15 protein-coding genes are annotated in these 18,790 nt (G+C 61.1%); 7 read left to right on the forward strand and 8 right to left on the reverse strand.

The features are described from left to right. Positions 1 to 5: 5 nt before the first annotated feature. From LOY22_RS08855 to LOY22_RS08865, 3 genes are all read right to left on the reverse strand, one after another. The gene (locus LOY22_RS08855; protein WP_258597122.1) at positions 6 to 965 is read right to left on the reverse strand and encodes a FecR domain-containing protein; all 960 of its coding nucleotides are present in this window, start codon (positions 963 to 965) and stop codon (positions 6 to 8) included. Beyond that, entirely contained in the window at positions 962 to 1,477 is a 516-nt protein-coding gene (locus LOY22_RS08860; RefSeq protein WP_093385250.1) for a sigma-70 family RNA polymerase sigma factor, read from the reverse strand. Before LOY22_RS08860 ends, LOY22_RS08855 begins: the two co-directional genes overlap by 4 nt. A gap of 72 nt (positions 1,478 to 1,549) precedes the next feature. Further along, a complete protein-coding gene (locus LOY22_RS08865) occupies positions 1,550 to 1,963 on the reverse strand; it encodes a hypothetical protein (protein ID WP_258597123.1) in 414 nt (137 codons plus the stop codon). A 262-nt stretch (positions 1,964 to 2,225) separates the two neighbouring features. On the opposite strand from LOY22_RS08865, the gene LOY22_RS08870 reads away from it, so the two are divergent. From LOY22_RS08870 to LOY22_RS08900, 7 genes are all read left to right on the forward strand, one after another. Then, the gene (locus LOY22_RS08870; RefSeq protein ID WP_093385240.1) at positions 2,226 to 2,525 is read left to right on the forward strand and encodes a DUF6388 family protein; all 300 of its coding nucleotides are present in this window, start codon (positions 2,226 to 2,228) and stop codon (positions 2,523 to 2,525) included. 271 nt (positions 2,526 to 2,796) lie between these two features. Then, positions 2,797 to 4,110, forward strand: a complete 1,314-nt coding sequence (gene tig, locus LOY22_RS08875; protein ID WP_045202127.1) for a trigger factor — start codon at positions 2,797 to 2,799, stop codon at positions 4,108 to 4,110. 91 nt (positions 4,111 to 4,201) lie between these two features. Further along, entirely contained in the window at positions 4,202 to 4,843 is a 642-nt protein-coding gene (gene clpP / locus LOY22_RS08880) for an ATP-dependent Clp endopeptidase proteolytic subunit ClpP (protein ID WP_010224369.1), read from the forward strand. Positions 4,844 to 4,951: 108 nt separating this feature from the next. After that, on the forward strand, positions 4,952 to 6,235 hold the full coding sequence (gene clpX, locus LOY22_RS08885) for an ATP-dependent Clp protease ATP-binding subunit ClpX (protein WP_010224368.1): 1,284 nt from the start codon (positions 4,952 to 4,954) through the stop codon (positions 6,233 to 6,235). Between the two features lie 151 nt (positions 6,236 to 6,386). Next, the gene (gene lon, locus LOY22_RS08890) at positions 6,387 to 8,783 is read left to right on the forward strand and encodes an endopeptidase La (RefSeq protein ID WP_045202125.1); all 2,397 of its coding nucleotides are present in this window, start codon (positions 6,387 to 6,389) and stop codon (positions 8,781 to 8,783) included. Between the two features lie 148 nt (positions 8,784 to 8,931). After that, the gene (locus tag LOY22_RS08895; protein ID WP_045202124.1) at positions 8,932 to 9,204 is read left to right on the forward strand and encodes an HU family DNA-binding protein; all 273 of its coding nucleotides are present in this window, start codon (positions 8,932 to 8,934) and stop codon (positions 9,202 to 9,204) included. Between the two features lie 198 nt (positions 9,205 to 9,402). Next, on the forward strand, positions 9,403 to 11,274 hold the full coding sequence (locus LOY22_RS08900) for a SurA N-terminal domain-containing protein (RefSeq protein WP_045202122.1): 1,872 nt from the start codon (positions 9,403 to 9,405) through the stop codon (positions 11,272 to 11,274). 125 nt (positions 11,275 to 11,399) lie between these two features. Here the strand turns inward: LOY22_RS08900 and LOY22_RS08905 are convergent, their stop codons facing one another. From LOY22_RS08905 to LOY22_RS08925, 5 genes are read right to left on the reverse strand one after another with little or no spacing between them, the layout of a single operon-like run. Continuing rightward, positions 11,400 to 13,010 (reverse strand): ABC transporter ATP-binding protein, encoded by a 1,611-nt coding sequence (locus tag LOY22_RS08905; protein WP_258597124.1) that lies wholly within the window; start codon positions 13,008 to 13,010, stop codon positions 11,400 to 11,402. Between the two features lies 1 nt (position 13,011). After that, entirely contained in the window at positions 13,012 to 14,031 is a 1,020-nt protein-coding gene (locus LOY22_RS08910) for an ABC transporter permease (protein ID WP_045202118.1), read from the reverse strand. A 1-nt stretch (position 14,032) separates the two neighbouring features. Beyond that, positions 14,033 to 15,106 (reverse strand): microcin C ABC transporter permease YejB, encoded by a 1,074-nt coding sequence (locus LOY22_RS08915; protein ID WP_045202116.1) that lies wholly within the window; start codon positions 15,104 to 15,106, stop codon positions 14,033 to 14,035. A gap of 1 nt (position 15,107) precedes the next feature. Then, complete coding sequence (locus LOY22_RS08920) at positions 15,108 to 16,961, reverse strand: extracellular solute-binding protein (RefSeq protein ID WP_093385230.1); 1,854 nt, start codon at positions 16,959 to 16,961, stop codon at positions 15,108 to 15,110. Then, the gene (locus LOY22_RS08925; protein ID WP_195885971.1) at positions 16,958 to 18,787 is read right to left on the reverse strand and encodes an extracellular solute-binding protein; all 1,830 of its coding nucleotides are present in this window, start codon (positions 18,785 to 18,787) and stop codon (positions 16,958 to 16,960) included. Before LOY22_RS08925 ends, LOY22_RS08920 begins: the two co-directional genes overlap by 4 nt. Positions 18,788 to 18,790 lie beyond the last annotated feature (3 nt).

Below are 18,790 nucleotides of genomic sequence, written 5' to 3' on the forward strand. Positions count from 1 at the left end.
GGCGTCTAGCGCTGACTCAACGTAACCCAGTAGCGTGAGCGCCGCAGCACCTGCACGGACAATGACAGGGGCAGGGCGTCGAGCACCGCATCGGTGTCGGCCAGCGGATAAACGCCGGAGATACGCAACGCAGCGATCTCGTCGCTGCAGCGCAACAGGCCAGGCCGGTAGCGGCTGAGTTGCTCGACAAAGGCATCCAGGCGCATGTTGTCGGCCACCAGCAAGCCCTTGCTCCAGGCCGGTTCGGCCGAGGTGCCGGTGGCCGGTTCGATGCGGGTCGGGGTGAAGCGCGCGCGCTGCCCGGGAGCCAGGCGCAGGGGGTTGGCGGGTAATTGCCGCGCCTGCACCTCGACTGCACCGTCGAACAGCTCGACCTGCGTGGCTGGCTCTTGCAGCTCGACACTAAAACGCGTCCCCAATGCCCGTACCTGGCCATGTACGGTGTAAACGCTTAACGGGCGTTGATTGGCGTTCGAGGGGTGGCCACTGCGGATCAACAGGCGCCCGGCGAGCAGTTGCACGCGCCGCTGGCGGCTGTCGAACAGCACGGTGATTTCGGTACTTGCGTCGAGGGTCAATTGGCTGCCGTCTTCCAGCTCGATGTGTTGTGGGGCGCTGGCACCATTGCGGTAGGTCAGTTCCGGGCCCGGCTGCCAGACGTTGCGATAGGCCAGTTGCCCGGCGCAGCCGAACAGGCCGAGCACCGCCAGTGCCTTGAGCGCTTGCCGGCGACTGCGGCCCTGGCTGCCCCGGGAAAGGCTCTGGTAGCCGGCATGTGGCTCCAGCCCGGCCATGCGTCGACGCAGGGCCTCGATGTGCAGCCAGGCACGTTCGTTGTCCGGATGGGCGGCGCGCCACTGCTCAAGCGCCCGCTGCTGCTCGGGGCTGAGTGCGCCTTCCATGGTTTCGGTGAGCCACTGTGCGGCTTCGCGAGTAGTACGCGGGTTAAAGGGGGAGGGGGTCATGGCTGGTCAGCAAAAAAGCAATGCTGGTTGGCCCGCACCAGGTACAGCTTTACCGAGCGGCTGCTGACCTGCAGGCGTTCGGCGATTTCGGCGATCTTCAGGCCCTGCAGGTGCGACAGTAAGAAGGCTTCGCGGACCTTGGCCGGCAGGGCGTCGAGCATGCGATCGAGCAGGGTCAGAGCTTCAAGTGCCAGCACGCGGACTTCGGGTGACGGTTCAACTGCTTCAGGCAGGCTGGCCAGTGTTTCCAGGTACGCCTGCTCGACCAGGCGGCGGCGATAGACATTGGCCATCAGTCGCCGCGCCACGGTCGAGAGAAACGAGCGGGGTTCGCGGATCCTGAACAGGTCTTTGGAGCCGAGGATGCTCAGGAAGGTATCGTGGGCAATGTCGGCGGCATGTTCCGGGCAGCCGATACGATTGCGTAGCCATCGGTGCAGCCAATTGTGATGGTCGTTGTACAGGGTGCTCAGGCACGTATTCAGTCCAGGTGTAGCGGGGCGGGTGTCCATCGGGTGCGTGGCCGGCGTAAAGCGGAACGGACGCCCATTATAGCGAGAATGATTATCAATTGATAATTATTGTTATTGAGAAATGCTGGTCACCGGCTGGCCGTGAGCGGATTTGCCGGGCGGCCCAGCTGCCGCAGTGCCTGCTTGCACGCTTTCGTCGCAGACTACCTGGCTGATGGCTCTGGACAGTGAGCCTTTGAAGATCGGAGTGAGCTCGTTGTCGGCCTCGGCGTCCTGAAGGTCCTCCAGCGAAGATCCCGAGCCCATGAAGCGTACTGTGCGTGCGCTGCAATCGAACTGGCGGGCACTGTAGCTGGTCCCGCTGATGCCGACACGCTGGGTGATTACAGTGCGCTGGGAAGGATCACCCGACACGCTCACGATCGAGTAGCGGGCGTCTTGATCGAAGGAGGTTTGCAGCACTGTAGCGCTGACGAGGGAACAGCAAAGTGCCAGGCAACAGCCAGAGATGAGTTTGATCAGCACGGGTACTTCCTTGCATTGGCGCTGTGATTTTGCAGGAGGTGCCAAGCGATAATGAATCGTATTAACGATGTGGCACGTTGCTAGCTTAGTGGGCAAGCTATTCCTAGACAACGGCCCACCCCCCATTGTTCATGAAATTTCCGACAATCGGGGTGGATTATTCATGCATGTTTTGACGGCCTGGTGACAATCGACGAAAAGCTGATAAATTTCAGCCGGTTGAAACAGTGGCCGGGTTTAGGGTCGCAAAAAGGAAACCACCATGATTTCACCAGAACGTCAGGCCATCGCCCTGCAGCGCTATGCCGAAGCCAACCCGCAGATGCGTGAAGAGATCGCCGGGCTCAGCGAGCACGAGCAGGCTCAGCAGGTCCTCTGGGCCTTCGAGGATGCCGCGCAGGAGCAGGGGGTCGAACCCTGGGAGCTGACCTTGCAACTGATTGCCGAGTCCGACGAGGAGCTTGCGGCCCTGCGCCTTGAGGTGCATCGCGAGGTTGCCGAGGCGCTGGGGATGGCGTGGGAAGAGTATTGCGAGTTCAACGAAATCGAACAGGATTCGTAACGCTGCAACTCGGATTTGTAGTGTTTTGACAAGATTTTATGCAGCCCAGGGGCTGGATCATCATGGCTTCAGCTGTGGCGTCCAGGCCAGGGGCTGCGTGTGTTGAGCGGCCTTGGGCAAGGTTTTTGCCAGGGTCTTTGAATTAAATGGACCGGCGTACTTTCCCGTCGTCCTGAACGGGGTGACTTCTGGTCTTTGAGCCACTAGAATGCTTGCCCTTGATTCTGGAGTCGGGTATCGCCGGCTAACGTCTGTGCAACGAGGAATATCCATGCAAGTTTCTGTTGAAAATACTTCTGCTCTCGAGCGCCGCATGACCATCGCCGTTCCGGCCGAGCGCGTCGAGACCGAAGTCAACAAGCGTCTGCAACAGACTGCCCGTCGCGCCAAGGTCCCAGGCTTCCGTCCTGGCAAAGTGCCGATGAGCGTGATCCGTCAGCGCTACGAAGACGCCGCCCGTCAGGAAGCCTTCGGCGACCTGGTCCAGGCTTCCTTCTACGAAGCCGTGGTCGAGCAGAAGCTGAACCCGGCTGGCGCCCCTGCCGTCGAGCCAAAATCGTTCGAAAAGGGCAAAGATCTCGAATACGTCGCCATTTTCGAAGTATTCCCTGAGTTCACCGTTGCCGGTTTCGACTCGATCGCCGTCGAGCGCCTGAGCGCCGAAGTGGCTGACGCCGACCTGGACAACATGCTCGAAGTGCTGCGCAAGCAAAACGTGCGTTTCGAAGCCGCTGACCGCGCTGCCCAGAACGAAGACCAGCTAAACATCGATTTCGTCGGCAAGGTCGACGGTGAAGTGTTCGCTGGCGGTTCGGCCAAGGGCACCCAGCTGGTACTGGGTTCCGGCCGCATGATCCCGGGCTTCGAAGAAGGCCTGGTCGGCGCCAAGGCCGGTGAAGAGCGCGTTCTGAACCTGACCTTCCCCGAGGACTATCAGAACCTGGACCTGGCTGGCAAAGCCGCCGAGTTCACCGTTACCGTCAACAGTGTTGCCGAGCCAAAGCTGCCTGAGCTGACCGAAGAGTTCTTCGCCCAGTTCGGTATCAAGGAAGCAACCCTGGAAGGTTTCCGCACCGAAGTTCGCAAGAACATGGAGCGTGAACTGCGTCAGGCGATCAAGACCAAGGTCAAGAACCAGGTAATGGACGGCCTGCTGGCTGCCAACCCGATCGAAGTCCCGAAAGCCCTGCTGGAAAACGAAGTGAACCGCCTGCGCGTTCAAGCCGTTCAGCAGTTCGGTGGCAACATCAAGCCTGAGCAACTGCCGGCCGAGCTGTTCGAAGAGCAAGCCAAGCGCCGCGTCGTGCTGGGCCTGATCGTCGCCGAAGTGGTCAAGCAGAACGAACTGAAGCCGGACGAAGACCGCGTTCGCGAAATGATCCAGGAAATGGCTTCGGCTTACCAGGAGCCTGAGCAGGTCGTGGCTTGGTACTACAAGAACGACCAGCAACTGAACGAAGTCCGTTCGGTTGTGCTGGAAGAACAAGTTGTGGATACTGTTCTGCAGAAAGCGACTGTGACCGACAAATCGGTCTCGTACGAAGAAGCCGTAAAACCAGCCCAGGCACCTGCCGCCGCTGAGTAATACGCCAGCTTCGTAGGAAAACACCACAAGCCAGCCTTCGAGCTGGCTTGTGCGTATTCAAGACATGACTATTTGGGAGTGAGTGCAGGACATGTCCCGCAATTCTTATTATCAGCAGAGCTCTGACATCCAGGCCGCAGGCGGCCTGGTCCCGATGGTTATCGAGCAATCCGCTCGTGGCGAACGCGCCTATGACATCTACTCGCGCCTTCTGAAGGAGCGGGTGATCTTCCTGGTCGGCCCGGTAGAGGACTACATGGCCAACCTGGTAGCGGCGCAGATGCTGTTCCTTGAAGCGGAAAACCCGGACAAGGATATCCATCTCTACATCAACTCGCCGGGCGGTTCGGTGACTGCCGGCATGTCGATCTACGACACCATGCAGTTCATCAAGCCGGACGTCTCGACCATCTGCATCGGCCAGGCCTGCAGCATGGGCGCCTTCCTGCTGGCCGCAGGTGCCAAGGGCAAGCGTCACTGCCTGCCGAACTCGCGGGTGATGATTCACCAGCCACTGGGCGGTTTCCAGGGCCAGGCCACGGATATCGAGATCCACGCCAAGGAAATCCTCTCCATCAAGTCGCGTCTGAACGAGCTGCTGGCCTACCACACAGGTCAGGACCTGGAGACCATCAAGCGCGATACTGAGCGCGACAATTTCATGAGCGCCGAGCGCGCAGCCGAATACGGCCTGATCGACTCGGTCTACGACAAGCGGCAACTGGCCTCCTGAATCCGGGTGCCAGAGCAGGCGGGCGCGCATTGCGCCTACCTGCGGACTTGAAAAAGCCCGCAATTGCCTTCATCTTGTGTTGCAAGCCTACCGGATTGGATCGATCGAATGACTGACACCCGTAACGGCGAGGACAACGGCAAATTGCTCTATTGCTCCTTCTGCGGCAAAAGCCAGCACGAAGTGCGCAAGTTGATTGCCGGCCCCTCGGTATTTATCTGCGACGAGTGCGTCGACCTGTGCAACGACATCATCCGTGAGGAGGTGCAGGAAGCCCAGGCCGAGAGCAGCGCGCATAAACTGCCTTCGCCGAAAGAAATCAGCACCATCCTGGACCAGTACGTCATTGGTCAGGAGCGTGCGAAAAAGGTACTGGCGGTAGCGGTGTACAACCACTACAAACGCCTGAATCAACGCGACAAGAAGAACGACGACGTCGAGCTCGGCAAGAGTAACATCCTGCTGATCGGTCCGACGGGCTCGGGTAAGACCCTGCTCGCCGAAACCCTCGCGCGTCTGTTGAATGTACCGTTCACCATCGCCGATGCCACCACCCTGACCGAAGCCGGTTACGTGGGTGAGGACGTCGAGAACATCATTCAAAAACTGCTGCAGAAGTGCGACTACGACGTGGAAAAGGCCCAGATGGGCATTGTCTACATCGACGAAATCGACAAGATCTCGCGCAAGTCGGACAACCCGTCCATCACCCGCGACGTTTCGGGCGAGGGCGTGCAGCAGGCGCTGCTCAAGCTGATCGAAGGCACGGTCGCTTCGGTACCGCCGCAAGGTGGCCGCAAGCACCCGCAGCAGGAATTCCTGCAGGTCGATACGCGTAACATCCTGTTTATCTGTGGCGGTGCGTTCTCGGGCCTCGAAAAGGTCATCCAGGCGCGTTCCACCCGCGGCGGCATCGGCTTTGGTGCCGAAGTACGCAGCAAGCAGGAAGGCAAGAAGGTTGGCGAGTCGCTGCGTGAAGTCGAGCCTGACGATCTGGTCAAGTTCGGTCTGATCCCGGAGTTCGTCGGTCGTCTGCCGGTTCTGGCGACCCTCGACGAGCTCGACGAAGCTGCCTTGATGCAGATTCTGACCGAGCCGAAGAACGCCCTGACCAAGCAGTATGCCAAGCTGTTCGAAATGGAAGGCGTGGACCTGGAGTTCCGCAGTGATGCGCTCAAGTCGGTGGCCCGCAAGGCCCTGGAGCGCAAGACCGGGGCCCGTGGCCTGCGTTCGATCCTCGAAGGCATCCTGCTCGACACCATGTACGAGATTCCTTCGCAGAAGGATGTCAGCAAGGTGGTGATCGACGAGAGCGTCATCGATGGTTCTTCGCAGCCGCTGTTGATCTACGAGAACAGCGAGCCGCAAGCCAAGGCTGCACCCGACGTCTGAGTCGCCACGCGGCTCGATTCAAGCAAGGGGCCTTCGGGCCCCTTTGCTTTTCCTGTCGCAGAGCTTGTTTTTTTGCGGGCCTGCCCCCACATTAACTCCACGCTCAAAATCCATCGGTTTCCGGCCATAAGGCCGCTGTAGAGGCGAAATCATGAAGACCACCCTCGACTTGCCTCTCTTGCCATTGCGCGATGTCGTCGTCTATCCGCACATGGTCATCCCACTGTTCGTGGGGCGCGAGAAGTCCATCGAGGCCCTTGAGGCCGCGATGACGGGCGAGAAGCAGATTCTCCTGCTGGCCCAGAAGAACCCCGCTGACGACGATCCAGGCGAAGACGCCCTGTACCGCGTCGGTACCATTGCCACCGTCCTGCAACTGCTGAAACTGCCCGATGGCACCGTCAAGGTGCTGGTCGAAGGCGAACAGCGCGGTGCGGTCGAGCGTTTCAACGAAGTCGACGGCCACATTCGTGCCGAAGTTTCGCTGATCGACGAATCCCAGGCTGCCGAGCGCGAGTCTGAAGTCTTCGTCCGCAGCTTGCTGTCACAATTTGAACAATATGTTCAGCTGGGCAAGAAAGTCCCGGCTGAAGTCCTGTCGTCGCTCAACAGCATCGATGAGCCCGGGCGCCTGGTCGACACCATGGCAGCGCACATGGCGCTGAAGATCGAGCAGAAGCAGGAAATCCTCGAGATCCTCGACCTATCGGCCCGTGTCGAACACGTGCTGGCGCTGCTGGATGCCGAAATCGACCTGCTGCAGGTCGAGAAGCGTATCCGTGGCCGGGTCAAGAAACAGATGGAGCGCAGCCAGCGCGAGTACTACCTGAATGAGCAGATGAAGGCCATTCAGAAAGAGCTCGGCGACAGCGAAGAAGGTCACAACGAAGTCGAGGAGCTGAAAAAGCGTCTCGACGCTGCCGGCCTGCCGAAGGACGCCTACGCCAAGGCCCAGGCCGAGCTGAACAAGCTCAAGCAGATGTCGCCGATGTCGGCCGAAGCCACCGTGGTGCGCTCGTACCTCGACTGGCTGGTGCAGGTGCCGTGGAAGGCGCAGAGCAAGGTGCGTCTGGACCTGGCCAAGGCCGAGGAAATTCTCGACGCCGACCATTACGGCCTGGAGGAGGTCAAGGAGCGCATCCTTGAGTACCTCGCAGTGCAAAAACGGGTGAAAAAGATCCGTGGTCCGGTACTGTGCCTGGTCGGGCCGCCTGGCGTGGGTAAAACCTCGCTGGCCGAGTCGATCGCCAGTGCCACCAACCGCAAGTTCGTACGCATGGCCCTCGGTGGCGTGCGCGACGAGGCCGAGATTCGCGGTCACCGCCGTACCTATATCGGTTCGATGCCCGGTCGTCTGATTCAGAAAATGACCAAGGTTGGCGTACGCAACCCGCTGTTCCTGCTCGACGAAATCGACAAGATGGGCAGCGACATGCGCGGCGATCCGGCCTCGGCGTTGCTGGAAGTGCTCGACCCCGAGCAGAACCACAACTTCAACGATCACTACCTGGAAGTCGACTACGACCTCTCGGACGTGATGTTCCTCTGCACCTCGAACTCGATGAACATCCCGCCAGCCTTGCTGGACCGGATGGAAGTCATCCGCCTGCCGGGTTACACCGAGGACGAGAAGATCAACATCGCGGTCAAGTACCTGTCGCCCAAGCAGATCAAGGCCAACGGCCTGAAAAAGGGCGAGCTGGAGATCGACGTCTCGGCGATCCGCGACATCATCCGCTACTACACCCGCGAAGCCGGCGTGCGGGGCCTGGAGCGCCAGATCGCGAAAATCTGCCGCAAGGTGGTCAAGGAGCACGCCGGCCTCAAGCAGGTGGCGGTGAAGGTTACTGGCGAGCAGCTCGAGCACTACCTGGGCGTGCGCAAGTACCGCTACGGCCTGGCCGAGCAGCAGGATCAGGTTGGCCAGGTCACCGGCCTTGCCTGGACCCAGGTGGGCGGCGAACTGCTGACCATTGAAGCTGCAGTGATTCCGGGCAAGGGTCAGCTGATCAAGACCGGCTCGCTCGGTGACGTCATGGTCGAGTCCATCACTGCCGCGCAAACCGTGGTGCGCAGCCGCGCCCGCAGCCTGGGGATTCCTGCCGACTTCCACGAGAAGCGCGATACCCACATCCACATGCCCGAAGGCGCCACGCCCAAGGATGGTCCAAGTGCCGGTATCGGCATGTGCACCGCCCTGGTTTCGGCCCTGACCCAGATCCCAGTGCGTGCCGATGTGGCCATGACCGGCGAGATCACCTTGCGTGGTCAGGTGCTGGCAATCGGTGGTTTGAAGGAAAAACTGCTGGCCGCTCACCGGGGTGGAATCAAGACGGTGATCATTCCGGAAGAGAATGTGCGTGATCTGAAGGAAATTCCTGAGAATATTAAGCAGGATCTGCAGATTAAACCGGTCAAATGGATTGACGAAGTCCTCCAAATTGCGCTGCAATACGCCCCGGAGCCCTTGCCCGATGTGGCTCCGGAGATTGTCGCCAAGGATGAAAAGCGCGACAGCGATTCCAAGGAAAGAATCAGCACACATTAGTACGTATTTGGCTGGGGGGCTTTCTTGACAGTATTTTCAGGCCCTTGTTATAAAGCGGCACTTAAGTGTCAACAGGCCACCCAGCGCTCGTTTAGCTTTTCATTACATACTTAGAAACAAACTCAATAGAGATATAAGGGGACTTAGAGTGAACAAGTCGGAACTGATTGACGCTATCGCCGCATCTGCTGATATTTCGAAAGCTGCCGCTGGCAAAGCGCTGGACGCAGTAATCGAATCCGTCACCGGCGCCCTGAAGGCAGGTGATTCCGTGGTACTGGTAGGTTTCGGTACCTTCTCGGTCACCGACCGTCCAGCTCGCACCGGCCGCAACCCGCAAACCGGCAAGACTCTGGAAATCCCTGCCGCCAAGAAGCCTGGCTTCAAGGCTGGCAAGGCTCTGAAAGAAGCCGTCAACTAAGTCGCTTCCTTCAGGCTCACGCCTAACCGAGCCGGGCTCACGCCTGGTCCGGCTGCCGAGCGCCGGGAGGCCTGATACCAGGTTCCCGGCGCTCGGCCAGTTACGAGAAGGCGCATCCTCGGATGCGCCTTTCTTCTATCAGGACTCTACCCACGCTCCACGGTTGGTTCATTCAGTACAACCGTTTCTGGGGGACGCATGCTGCAGAATATCAGGGACAATTCACAAGGTTGGATTGCCAAGACCATCATCGGTGTCATCGTAGCCTTGATGGCACTGACCGGCTTCGATGCCATCTTCCAGGCCACCACCCACAGCCAGGACGCTGCCAAGGTCAATGGCGACAAGATCAGCCAGAACGAGCTGAGCCAGGCCGTCGACATGCAACGTCGACAGCTGATGCAACAGCTGGGCAAGGATTTCGATCCGGCCATGCTCAACGAGCAAATGCTGCGTGAAGCCGCGCTCAAGGGCTTGATCGATCGCAAGTTGCTGCTTCAAGGCGCCGAAGACGCCAAGTTCGCTTTCTCCGAAGCTGCCCTCGACCAACTGATCCTGCAAACCCCTGAGTTCCAGGTGGACGGCAAGTTCAGCCCCGAGCGCTTCGATCAGGTCATTCGCCAGATGGGCTACGGCCGTCTGCAGTTCCGCGAAATGCTGGCTCAGGAAATGCTCATCGGCCAACTGCGCACCGGCCTTGCCGGCAGCGGTTTTGTTACCGACGACCAGGTCGACGCTTTCGCCCGTCTGGAAAAACAGACCCGTGATTTCGCTTCGCTGACCTTCAAGGCCGACCCGGCCGCGGTCAAGGTTACCGACGAGCAGATCAAGGCGCACTACGACGAACACGCCAAGGAGTTCATGAGCCCCGACCAGGTCGTCATCGACTACATCGAGCTGAAGAAATCCGCGTTCTTCGACCAGGTTGAAGTCAACCAGGACGAGCTCAAGGCGCTGTACGAGAAAGAAATCGCCAACCTGGCCGAGCAGCGGCATGCCGCGCACATTCTTGTTGAAATCAATGACAAGGTGAACGAGGGGCAGGCCAAGGCCAAGATCGAAGAAATCCAGGCGCGCCTGGCCAAGGGCGAAGACTTTGCCACCCTGGCCAAGGAGTTCTCCCAGGACCCGGGCTCGGCCAGCAATGGCGGTGACCTCGGTTATGCCGGCCAGGGCGTTTATGATCCGGCCTTCGAAGACGCGCTGTATGCACTGAACAAGGACCAGGTCTCGGGCCCGGTGCGTACCGAATACGGTTTCCACCTGATCAAGCTACTCGATGTGCAGGCGCCTGAAGTGCCAAGCTTCGACAGCCTGAAAGACAAGCTGACCCGTGAGCTGAAAACCCAGCAGGTCGAACAGCGCTTTGTCGAAGTGACCAAGCAGCTGGAAGACTCGGCCTTCGAAGCCTCCGACCTGGCCCAGCCGGCGCAGGAACTGGGCCTGAAGGTGCATACCTCGCCAGCGTTCGGTCGTGAAGGCGGTGAAGGCATCACTGCCAACCGCGCGGTGATCCAGGCGGCATTCAGCACTGAAGTGCTGGAAGAAGGCTCCAACAGCACGGCGATCGAGCTGGATCCGGAAACCATCGTGGTGCTGCGCGTCAAGGAACACCGCAAGCCTGAGCAACTGGGCCTTGAAGTGGTCTCCGAGAGCATCCGCAAGCACCTGGCCAAAGAGCAGGCGACTGCTGCCCTGAAGACCAAGGCCGATGCCCTGATCGCCGGTCTGCGCGATGGCAAGATTGCCTTGGCGGCCAGCCAGGACGGTCAGGCCTGGAAGGTTCAGGAGGCGGTATCGCGTAGCCAGGACGGTATCGACCCGGTCGAGCTGCAGGCACTGTTCCGTATGAGCAAGCCTGAAGCCAAGGACAAGCCTGTGTACGCCAGCGTCACCCTTAACGATGGTAGCCTGGTGGTACTGCGTCTGAACGGCGTCAACGAAGGCACAGCGGCCACTGAAGAAGAGAAAGCGAGCTACCGCCGCTTCCTCGCTTCGCGCGCCGGCCAGCAGGACTTCGCGGCATACCGCAAGCAGCTGGAAGCCAAAGCGGATATCACTCGCTACTGAGTGCTGGATGCTTGAAACAGAAAAGGCCGCTTATGCGGCCTTTTCTGTTTTCATCGCGGGGCAAGTCGGGTCGCCGCACCGCCGCTACCGCCGGTTTGTAGGAGCAGGCTTGCCCCGCGAAGAGGCTACTGAACGGCAGCTGGCACCAGAAACGCCGCCTCCAGCAACTGCCGGGTATACGCATGCTGCGGGTCGGCAAAGATGTCCGCCGCCACCCCTTGCTCCACCACCTGGCCTTGCTTGACCACCATCAACTGGTGGCTGAGCGCCTTGACCACCGCCAGGTCGTGGCTGATGAACAGGTAGGTGAGGTTGTACTTGCTCTGCAATGAGCGCAACAGCTCGACCACCTGGCGCTGCACGGTGCGGTCCAGGGCCGAGGTCGGCTCATCGAGCAGGATAAGTGCCGGTTTGAGCACCAGTGCCCGGGCAATGGCGATGCGCTGGCGTTGGCCGCCAGAGAACTCGTGCGGGTAACGGTGCCGCGCCTGCGGATCAAGGCCGACCTCTTGCAGGGCGGCAATGATTGCCTGCTCCTGCTCGGCGGCGCTGCCCATGCGGTGGATGCGCAGGCCTTCACCGACGATGTCGCTGACGCACATGCGCGGGCTGAGGCTGCCGAACGGGTCCTGGAAAACCACCTGCATCTGCCGGCGCAGCGGGCGTACCTGCTGCTGGGTCAGCTGCTCAAGGCTCGTGCCCTGAAAGCGGATGCTGCCCTGGCTGCCCACCAGGCGCAGGATCGCCAGCCCCAGGGTCGACTTGCCCGAACCGCTTTCGCCGACAATGCCCAGGGTCTGGCCCTGGGGCAGGTCGAAGTTGATGCCGTCCACCGCCTTGACGTAATCGACGGTGCGTCGCAACAGACCCTTCTTGATCGGGAACCACACGCGCAGGTTCTCGACCTGCAGCATCGGCGCGCCGGGCGGGTTGCCGGCCGGGCCGCCGCTGGGCTCGGCACCGAGGAGCATCTGCGTGTAGGGATGCTTGGGGTGGCGGAACAGTGCATCACAGTCGGCTTGCTCGACGATCTGGCCCTTTTGCATCACGCAGACCCGGTGGGCAATGCGCTTGACCAGGTTGAGGTCGTGGCTGATCAGCAGCAGCGCCATGCCCAGGCGTGCCTGCAGGGACTTGAGCAACTCGAGGATCTTCAACTGCACGGTGACGTCCAGCGCCGTGGTCGGTTCGTCGGCGATCAGCAGGTCAGGCTCGTTGGCCAGGGCCATGGCAATCATCACACGCTGCCTCTGGCCGCCTGAGAGCTCGTGTGGCAGCGCTTTGAGGCGTTTGTGCGGCTCGGGTATGCCGACCATCGCCAACAGCTCCAGGGTGCGCTCGGTGGCCGCCTTGCCGCGCAGGCCCTTGTGCAGCAGGAGGATCTCGTTGATCTGCTTTTCGATGTTGTGCAGCGGGTTGAGCGAGGTCATCGGCTCCTGGAAAATCATCGCCACGCGGTTGCCGCGTATGCGCCGCATCTTTTTCTCGTCGAGGGTCAGCAGGTCTTGCCCTTCGAACAGGATGCTGCCGCTCGGGTGGCGGGCCAGCGGGTAGGGCAGCAGGCGCAGGATCGAGTGCGCCGTCACCGACTTGCCCGAACCGCTTTCACCGACCAGGGCCAGGGTTTCGCCGCGGCGGATGTCGAAGCTGACACCTTCGACCACCCGCTGGGATTGATCGCCGGTGACGAACTCGACGGCCAGGTCACGGACTTCGATCAAGGTTTGCTTGCTCATCTCATTTCCTCGGGTCGAAGGCATCGCGGGCGGACTCGCCGATGAACACCAGCAGGCTGAGCATCAAGGCCAGCACCGCGAAGGCGCTCATGCCCAGCCAGGGCGCTTGCAGATTGGACTTGCCCTGGGCCACCAGTTCGCCCAGCGACGGCGCGCCGGGCGGCAGGCCGAAGCCGAGGAAGTCCAGGGCGGTCAGGGTGCCGATGGCGCCGGTGAGAATGAACGGCATGAAGGTCATGGTCGAAATCATCGCGTTGGGCAGGATATGCCGGTACATGATCGCGCCGTTCTGCATGCCCAGCGCCCGTGCCGCGCGCACGTACTCAAGGTTGCGCCCGCGCAGGAACTCGGCGCGCACCACATCCACCAGGCTCATCCACGAGAACAGCAGCATGATCCCCAGCAGCCACCAGAAGTTCGGTTGCACGAAGCTTGCGAGGATGATCAGCAGGTACAGCACCGGCAGCCCCGACCAGATTTCCAGGAAGCGTTGCCCGGCCAGGTCCACCCAGCCGCCGTAAAAACCCTGCAGGGCACCGGCGATCACGCCGATGATCGAGCTGAGGATGGTCAGGGTCAGGGCAAACAACACCGAGATACGGAAACCATAGATGACCCGCGCCAGCACGTCGCGGCCCTGGTCGTCGGTGCCCAGCCAGTTCTGCGCCGACGGCGGGGCGGGGGCCGGGACCTTGAGGTCGTAGTTGATGCTCTGGTAGCTGAACGGGATCGGCGCCCACAGCACGAAGCTGTCCTTGGCGGCGAGCAGTTCGCGGATGTACGGGCTCTTGTAGTTGGCTTCCAGCGGGAACTCGCCGCCGAAGGTGGTTTCCGGGTAGCGCTTGAGCGCCGGGAAATACCATTGGCCGTCGTAGCGCACGGCCAGTGGCTTGTCATTGGCGATCAGCTCGGCGCCCAGGCTCAGGCCGAACAGGATCAGGAACAGCCACAGCGACCACCAGCCGCGGCGGTTGGCCTTGAAGCGCTCGAAGCGCCGGCGATTCAGAGGTGACAGGTTCATCTCAGTGCTCCCGGCTGTCGAAGTCGATACGTGGGTCGACCAGGGTGTAGGTCAGGTCGCCAATCAGCTTCACCACCAGCCCGAGCAGGGTGAAGATGAACAGGGTGCCGAAGACCACCGGGTAGTCGCGGTTGATCGCCGCCTCGAAACTCATCAGGCCCAGGCCATCGAGGGAGAAGATCACCTCGATCAGCAGGGAGCCGGTGAAGAAGATACCGATGAACGCCGACGGGAAACCGGCGATCACCAGCAGCATGGCGTTGCGAAACACATGGCCGTAGAGCACGCGGTTAGGGCTCAGGCCCTTGGCCTTGGCGGTGACCACGTACTGCTTGTTGATCTCGTCGAGGAAGCTGTTCTTGGTCAGCAGGGTCATGGTCGCGAAGTTGCCGATCACCAGGGCGGTGACCGGCAGCACCAGGTGCCAGAAGTAATCGAGCAGCTTGCCGGCGGTGCTCAGCTCGTCGAAATTGTTCGAAGTCAGGCCGCGCAGCGGGAACCAGTCCAGGTAGCTGCCGCCAGCAAAAAGCACGATCAGCAGGATGGCGAACAGGAACGCCGGAATGGCGTAGCCGATGATGATCGCCGAGCTGGTCCAGACGTCGAAGTGGCTGCCGTGGCGGGTGGCCTTGGCGATGCCCAGGGGGATCGACACCAGGTACATGATCAGCGTGCTCCACAGCCCCAGGGAGATCGACACCGGCATCTTCTCGACGATCAGGTCGATGACCTTCGCATCACGGAAGAAGCTGTCGCCAAAATCCAGGTGGGCGTAGTTCTTGATCATGATCCACAAGCGTTCCGGCGCCGATTTGTCGAAGCCGTACATCTGCTCGATTTCCTTGATCAGGGCAGGGTCCAGGCCCTGGGCGCCGCGGTAGTTGGAACCGGCCACCGAGACTTCGGCACCCCCTCCGGCAATCCGGCTGGTGGCGCCCTCGAAGCCTTCAAGCTTGGCAATCATCTGCTCGACCGGGCCGCCTGGGGCGGCCTGGATGATGATGAAGTTGATGATCAGGATGCCCAGCAGGGTCGGGATGATCAGCAGCAAACGGCGAAAGATATAGGCCAGCATGCTATTTCGCCCCTTCGGCCGCTTGCGCCTCGGGCGCCGGGTTCAGCGGTACCACCGGCTCGACATCCGGCTTGATCCACCAGGTGTTGATGCCGATGTCGTATTTGGGCGACACCTTGGGGTGGCCGATGTGGTTCCAGTAGGCCACGCGCCAGGTCTTGATGTGCCAGTTGGGGATCACGTAGAAGCCCCATTGCAGCACCCGGTCGAGGGCGCGCGAATGCTCGATCAGGCTTTGCCGCGAGTCGGCATTGATCAACTGCTCGACCAGGGTGTCGATGGCCGGGTCTTTAAGGCCGATGAAGTTGCGGCTGCCGGGGTTGTCGGCAGCAGCACTCTGCCAGAACTCGCGTTGCTCGTTGCCCGGCGAGTTGGACTGCGGGTAGCCGCCGACGATCATGTCGAAGTCCCGCGAGCGCAGGCGGTTGATGTACTGCGAAACATCGACCCGGCGAATCACCAGGTCGATGCCCAGGTCGGCGAGGTTGCGCTTGAACGGCAGCAGGATGCGTTCGAACTCGGTCTGGGCCAGGAGAAACTCGATCGACACTGGCTTGCCCTGAGCGTCGACCATCTTGTCGTCGACGATGCGCCAGCCGGCGTCCTGCAGCAGCTTGTAGGCTTTGCGCTGCTGTTCGCGGATCATGCCGCTGCCATCGGTGACCGGGTTGGCGAAGGGCTGGGTGAACACCTGGTCGGGGATCTTGCCGCGCAGCGGTTCGAGAATTTTCAGTTCGGCGGCGTCGGGCAGGCCGGTGGCGGCCATGTCGGAGTTCTCGAAGTAGCTGCGGGTGCGGGTGTAGGCACCGTTGAACAGCTGCTTGTTGGTCCATTCGAAGTCCAGCAGCAGGCTCAGCGCTTCACGTACCCGCACATCCTGGAACAGCGGGCGGCGGATGTTGTAGACGAAGCCCTGCATGCCGGTCGGGTTACCGTTGGGCAGCTCTTCGAGGATCAGGCGTTTCTGCCGTACGGCTGGCACGTCGTAGGCGGTGGCCCAGCTCTTGGCGGCGGTTTCCAGGCGGTAGTCGAACTGGCCGGCCTTGAGCGCTTCGAGGGTGACGGCGCTGTCGCGGTAATAGTCGGTGGTCATCTCGTCGAAGTTGTAAAAGCCGCGATTGACCGCCAGGTCCTTGCCCCAGTAGTCCTTGACCCGCTCGTAGCGAATCGAACGCCCCGGCTTGACCTCGGCGACCTTGTACGGGCCGCTGCCCAGGGGAACTTCGAGGTTGCCCTTGGTGAACTCACGGTTTTCCCAGAAGTGCTTGGGCAACACCGGCAACTGGCCGAGGATCAGCGGCAGCTCGCGGTTGTTGCTGTGCTTGAACTTGAACAATACCCGCTGCGGATCTTCGGCGATCACTTCGGCGACGTCGGCGTAGTAACCGCGGTACAGCGGTGCGCCGTGCTTGATCAGGGTGTTGAAGGTGAACACCACGTCTTCAGCCTGCATCGGCTGGCCGTCATGAAAACGTGCTTCGGGGCGCAGGTAGAAGCGTACCCAGCTGTTGTCCGGAGCTTTCTCGATCTTGCCGGCGACCAGGCCGTACTCGGTGAAGGGCTCATCCAGGCTTTGGGTCATCAGAGTGTCGTAGATCAGGCCGATGTCGTCGGCGGAAACACCCTTGTTGATGAACGGGTTGAGGCTGTCGAAGCCGCCGAAGCCGGCCTGGCGGAAGGTGCCGCCCTTGGGCGCGTCGGGGTTGACGTAGTCGAAGTGCTTGAAGCCTGCCGGGTATTTCGGCGCTTCATCGTAAAGGGTCAGGGCGTGTTGCGGTGCAGCCAGTGCCTGGCCACCGAGGCAGGCCAGCAGCAGTGCGCAGGCCTTCAGGCGCAGGCGGGACATTGGCATCATTGGGCTTTCTCCGAAGGCTTGATCCACCAGCTGTTGAGCCCCAGGGTATAGGGCGGCGTGGCCACAAAGGCAAAGCGATTGCGGTAGGCCAGGCGGTGGTTGTCGAGATACCAGTTGGGAATCATGTAGTACTGCCACAGCAGCACCCGGTCCAGGGCGCGGGCGGCGGCCACTTGGTCTTCACGGCTCTGGGCGGCCAGCAGGGTGTCGAGCAGGTGATCGACCACCGGGTCTTTCACGCCAGCATAGTTCTTGCTGCCCTTGGTCGAGGCCTGGCTTGAGTGAAAGTACAGCCATTGTTCAAGGCCCGGGCTCAGGGTCTGGTTCAGGGTCATCAGAATCATGTCGAAGTCGAACTGGTCCAGGCGTTGTTTGTACTGGGCCCGGTCTACCGTGCGCAAGCGTGCTTCGATGCCAATGCTGGCGAGATTTTCGACATAAGGTTGCAGGATCCGTTCAAGGTTCGGATTGACCAGCAACAGTTCCAGCTTCAAGGGTTGCCCGGCGCTGTTGAGCAGGCGTTGGCCATTGAGCTTCCAGCCGGCCTGGCCAAGCAGCTCGAGGGCTTGGCGCAAGGTCTGGCGGTTGATCCCTCGGCCGTCGGTGTGGCTCACCGAATAGGGCTCGGTGAACAGCGCCGCCGGCAGTTGTTTGCGGTAGGGCGCCAGCAGCAGCCATTCCTTGCCCACCGGCAGGCCGCTGGCGGCGAATTCGCTGTTGGGGTAGTAACTGGTGGCGCGCTGGTAGGCGCTGCTGAACAGGGCGCGGTTGGTCCACTCGAAGTCGAGCATCAGCCCCAGTGCCTGGCGAACCCGCGCATCGCTGAAGGTCGCCCGGCGACTGTTCATGAACAGGCCCTGGGTCTGGGTTGGGATCTTGTGCGGGATCTGTGCCTTGATCACATCGCCGCGGCGCACCGCCGGGAAGTTGTAGCCGTTGGCCCAGTTCTTCGCCTGGTGCTCGATGTAGATGTCGAACTCACCGGCCTTGAAGGCTTCGAAGGCCACTGCGCTGTCGCGATAGAACTCGTACTCGACGCGGTCGACGTTGTACTTGCCGCGGTTCACCGCCAGGTCCTTGCCCCAGTAGTTCTTCACCCGCTCGAACACCAGGCGTCGCCCGGGCTGAACCTGGGTGATGCGGTAGGGGCCACTGCCCAAAGGCGGCTCGAAGGTGGTGGCCTTGAAGTCGCGGCCTTTCCAGTAGTGTGCCGGCAGCACCGGCATCTCGCCCAGGCGCAGGATCAGCAGCGGGTTGCCGGCGCGCTTGAAGACAAAGCGGATGCGTCGCGGGTTGAGGATATCGACGCGTTTGACTTCCTGCAGGTTGGTCCGGTAGATCGGATGGCCTTCCTTGAGCAGGGTGCGATAGGAGAACGCCACGTCGCTGGCGGTAATCGGCTTGCCATCGTGAAAGCGCGCTTCGGGGCGCAGGTTGAACACCACCCAGCTGCGGTCTTCGCTGTACTCGACCGAGCCTGCGATCAGGCCATAGCTTGAAGTAGGCTCATCACCGGAGGGGTCGTACTGGCCGGTGCCGACCATCAGGGTTTCGTTCAGCTCGCTCACCCCGTACTGCAAGAAGTTCGGCGTGGTGACCGGGCTTGAGCCCTTGAAGGTGTAGGGGTTGAGGGTGTCGAAGGTGCCAAATGCCATGGCGCGCAAGGTGCCGCCCTTGGGCGCTTGCGGATTGACCCAGTCGAAGTGGGTGAATTTGGCTGGATACTTGAGCGTGCCGAACTGGGCGTAACCGTGGCTTTCGCTGATTGTTGCGCCCGCGGGAAAGCTCAAGGCCAGGCTGAGTGACAGCAACAGGAGGGGACGTATCAA

The sequence above is a fragment of the Pseudomonas sp. B21-035 genome (assembly GCF_024748945.1).
Classification (GTDB): domain Bacteria; phylum Pseudomonadota; class Gammaproteobacteria; order Pseudomonadales; family Pseudomonadaceae; genus Aquipseudomonas.

Excerpts from the sequence above, each read along its gene's own strand:
- LOY22_RS08855 (WP_258597122.1), bottom strand. The coding sequence starts at position 965 with ATGACCCCCTCCCCCTTTAACCCGCGTACTACTCGCGAAGCCGCACAG.
- LOY22_RS08860 (WP_093385250.1), bottom strand. The coding sequence starts at position 1,477 with ATGGACACCCGCCCCGCTACACCTGGACTGAATACGTGCCTGAGCACC.
- LOY22_RS08870 (WP_093385240.1), top strand. The coding sequence starts at position 2,226 with ATGATTTCACCAGAACGTCAGGCCATCGCCCTGCAGCGCTATGCCGAA.
- tig (WP_045202127.1), top strand. The coding sequence starts at position 2,797 with ATGCAAGTTTCTGTTGAAAATACTTCTGCTCTCGAGCGCCGCATGACC.
- clpP (WP_010224369.1), top strand. The coding sequence starts at position 4,202 with ATGTCCCGCAATTCTTATTATCAGCAGAGCTCTGACATCCAGGCCGCA.
- clpX (WP_010224368.1), top strand. The coding sequence starts at position 4,952 with ATGACTGACACCCGTAACGGCGAGGACAACGGCAAATTGCTCTATTGC.
- lon (WP_045202125.1), top strand. The coding sequence starts at position 6,387 with ATGAAGACCACCCTCGACTTGCCTCTCTTGCCATTGCGCGATGTCGTC.
- LOY22_RS08900 (WP_045202122.1), top strand. The coding sequence starts at position 9,403 with ATGCTGCAGAATATCAGGGACAATTCACAAGGTTGGATTGCCAAGACC.
- LOY22_RS08905 (WP_258597124.1), bottom strand. The coding sequence starts at position 13,010 with ATGAGCAAGCAAACCTTGATCGAAGTCCGTGACCTGGCCGTCGAGTTC.
- LOY22_RS08910 (WP_045202118.1), bottom strand. The coding sequence starts at position 14,031 with ATGAACCTGTCACCTCTGAATCGCCGGCGCTTCGAGCGCTTCAAGGCC.
- LOY22_RS08915 (WP_045202116.1), bottom strand. The coding sequence starts at position 15,106 with ATGCTGGCCTATATCTTTCGCCGTTTGCTGCTGATCATCCCGACCCTG.
- LOY22_RS08920 (WP_093385230.1), bottom strand. The coding sequence starts at position 16,961 with ATGATGCCAATGTCCCGCCTGCGCCTGAAGGCCTGCGCACTGCTGCTG.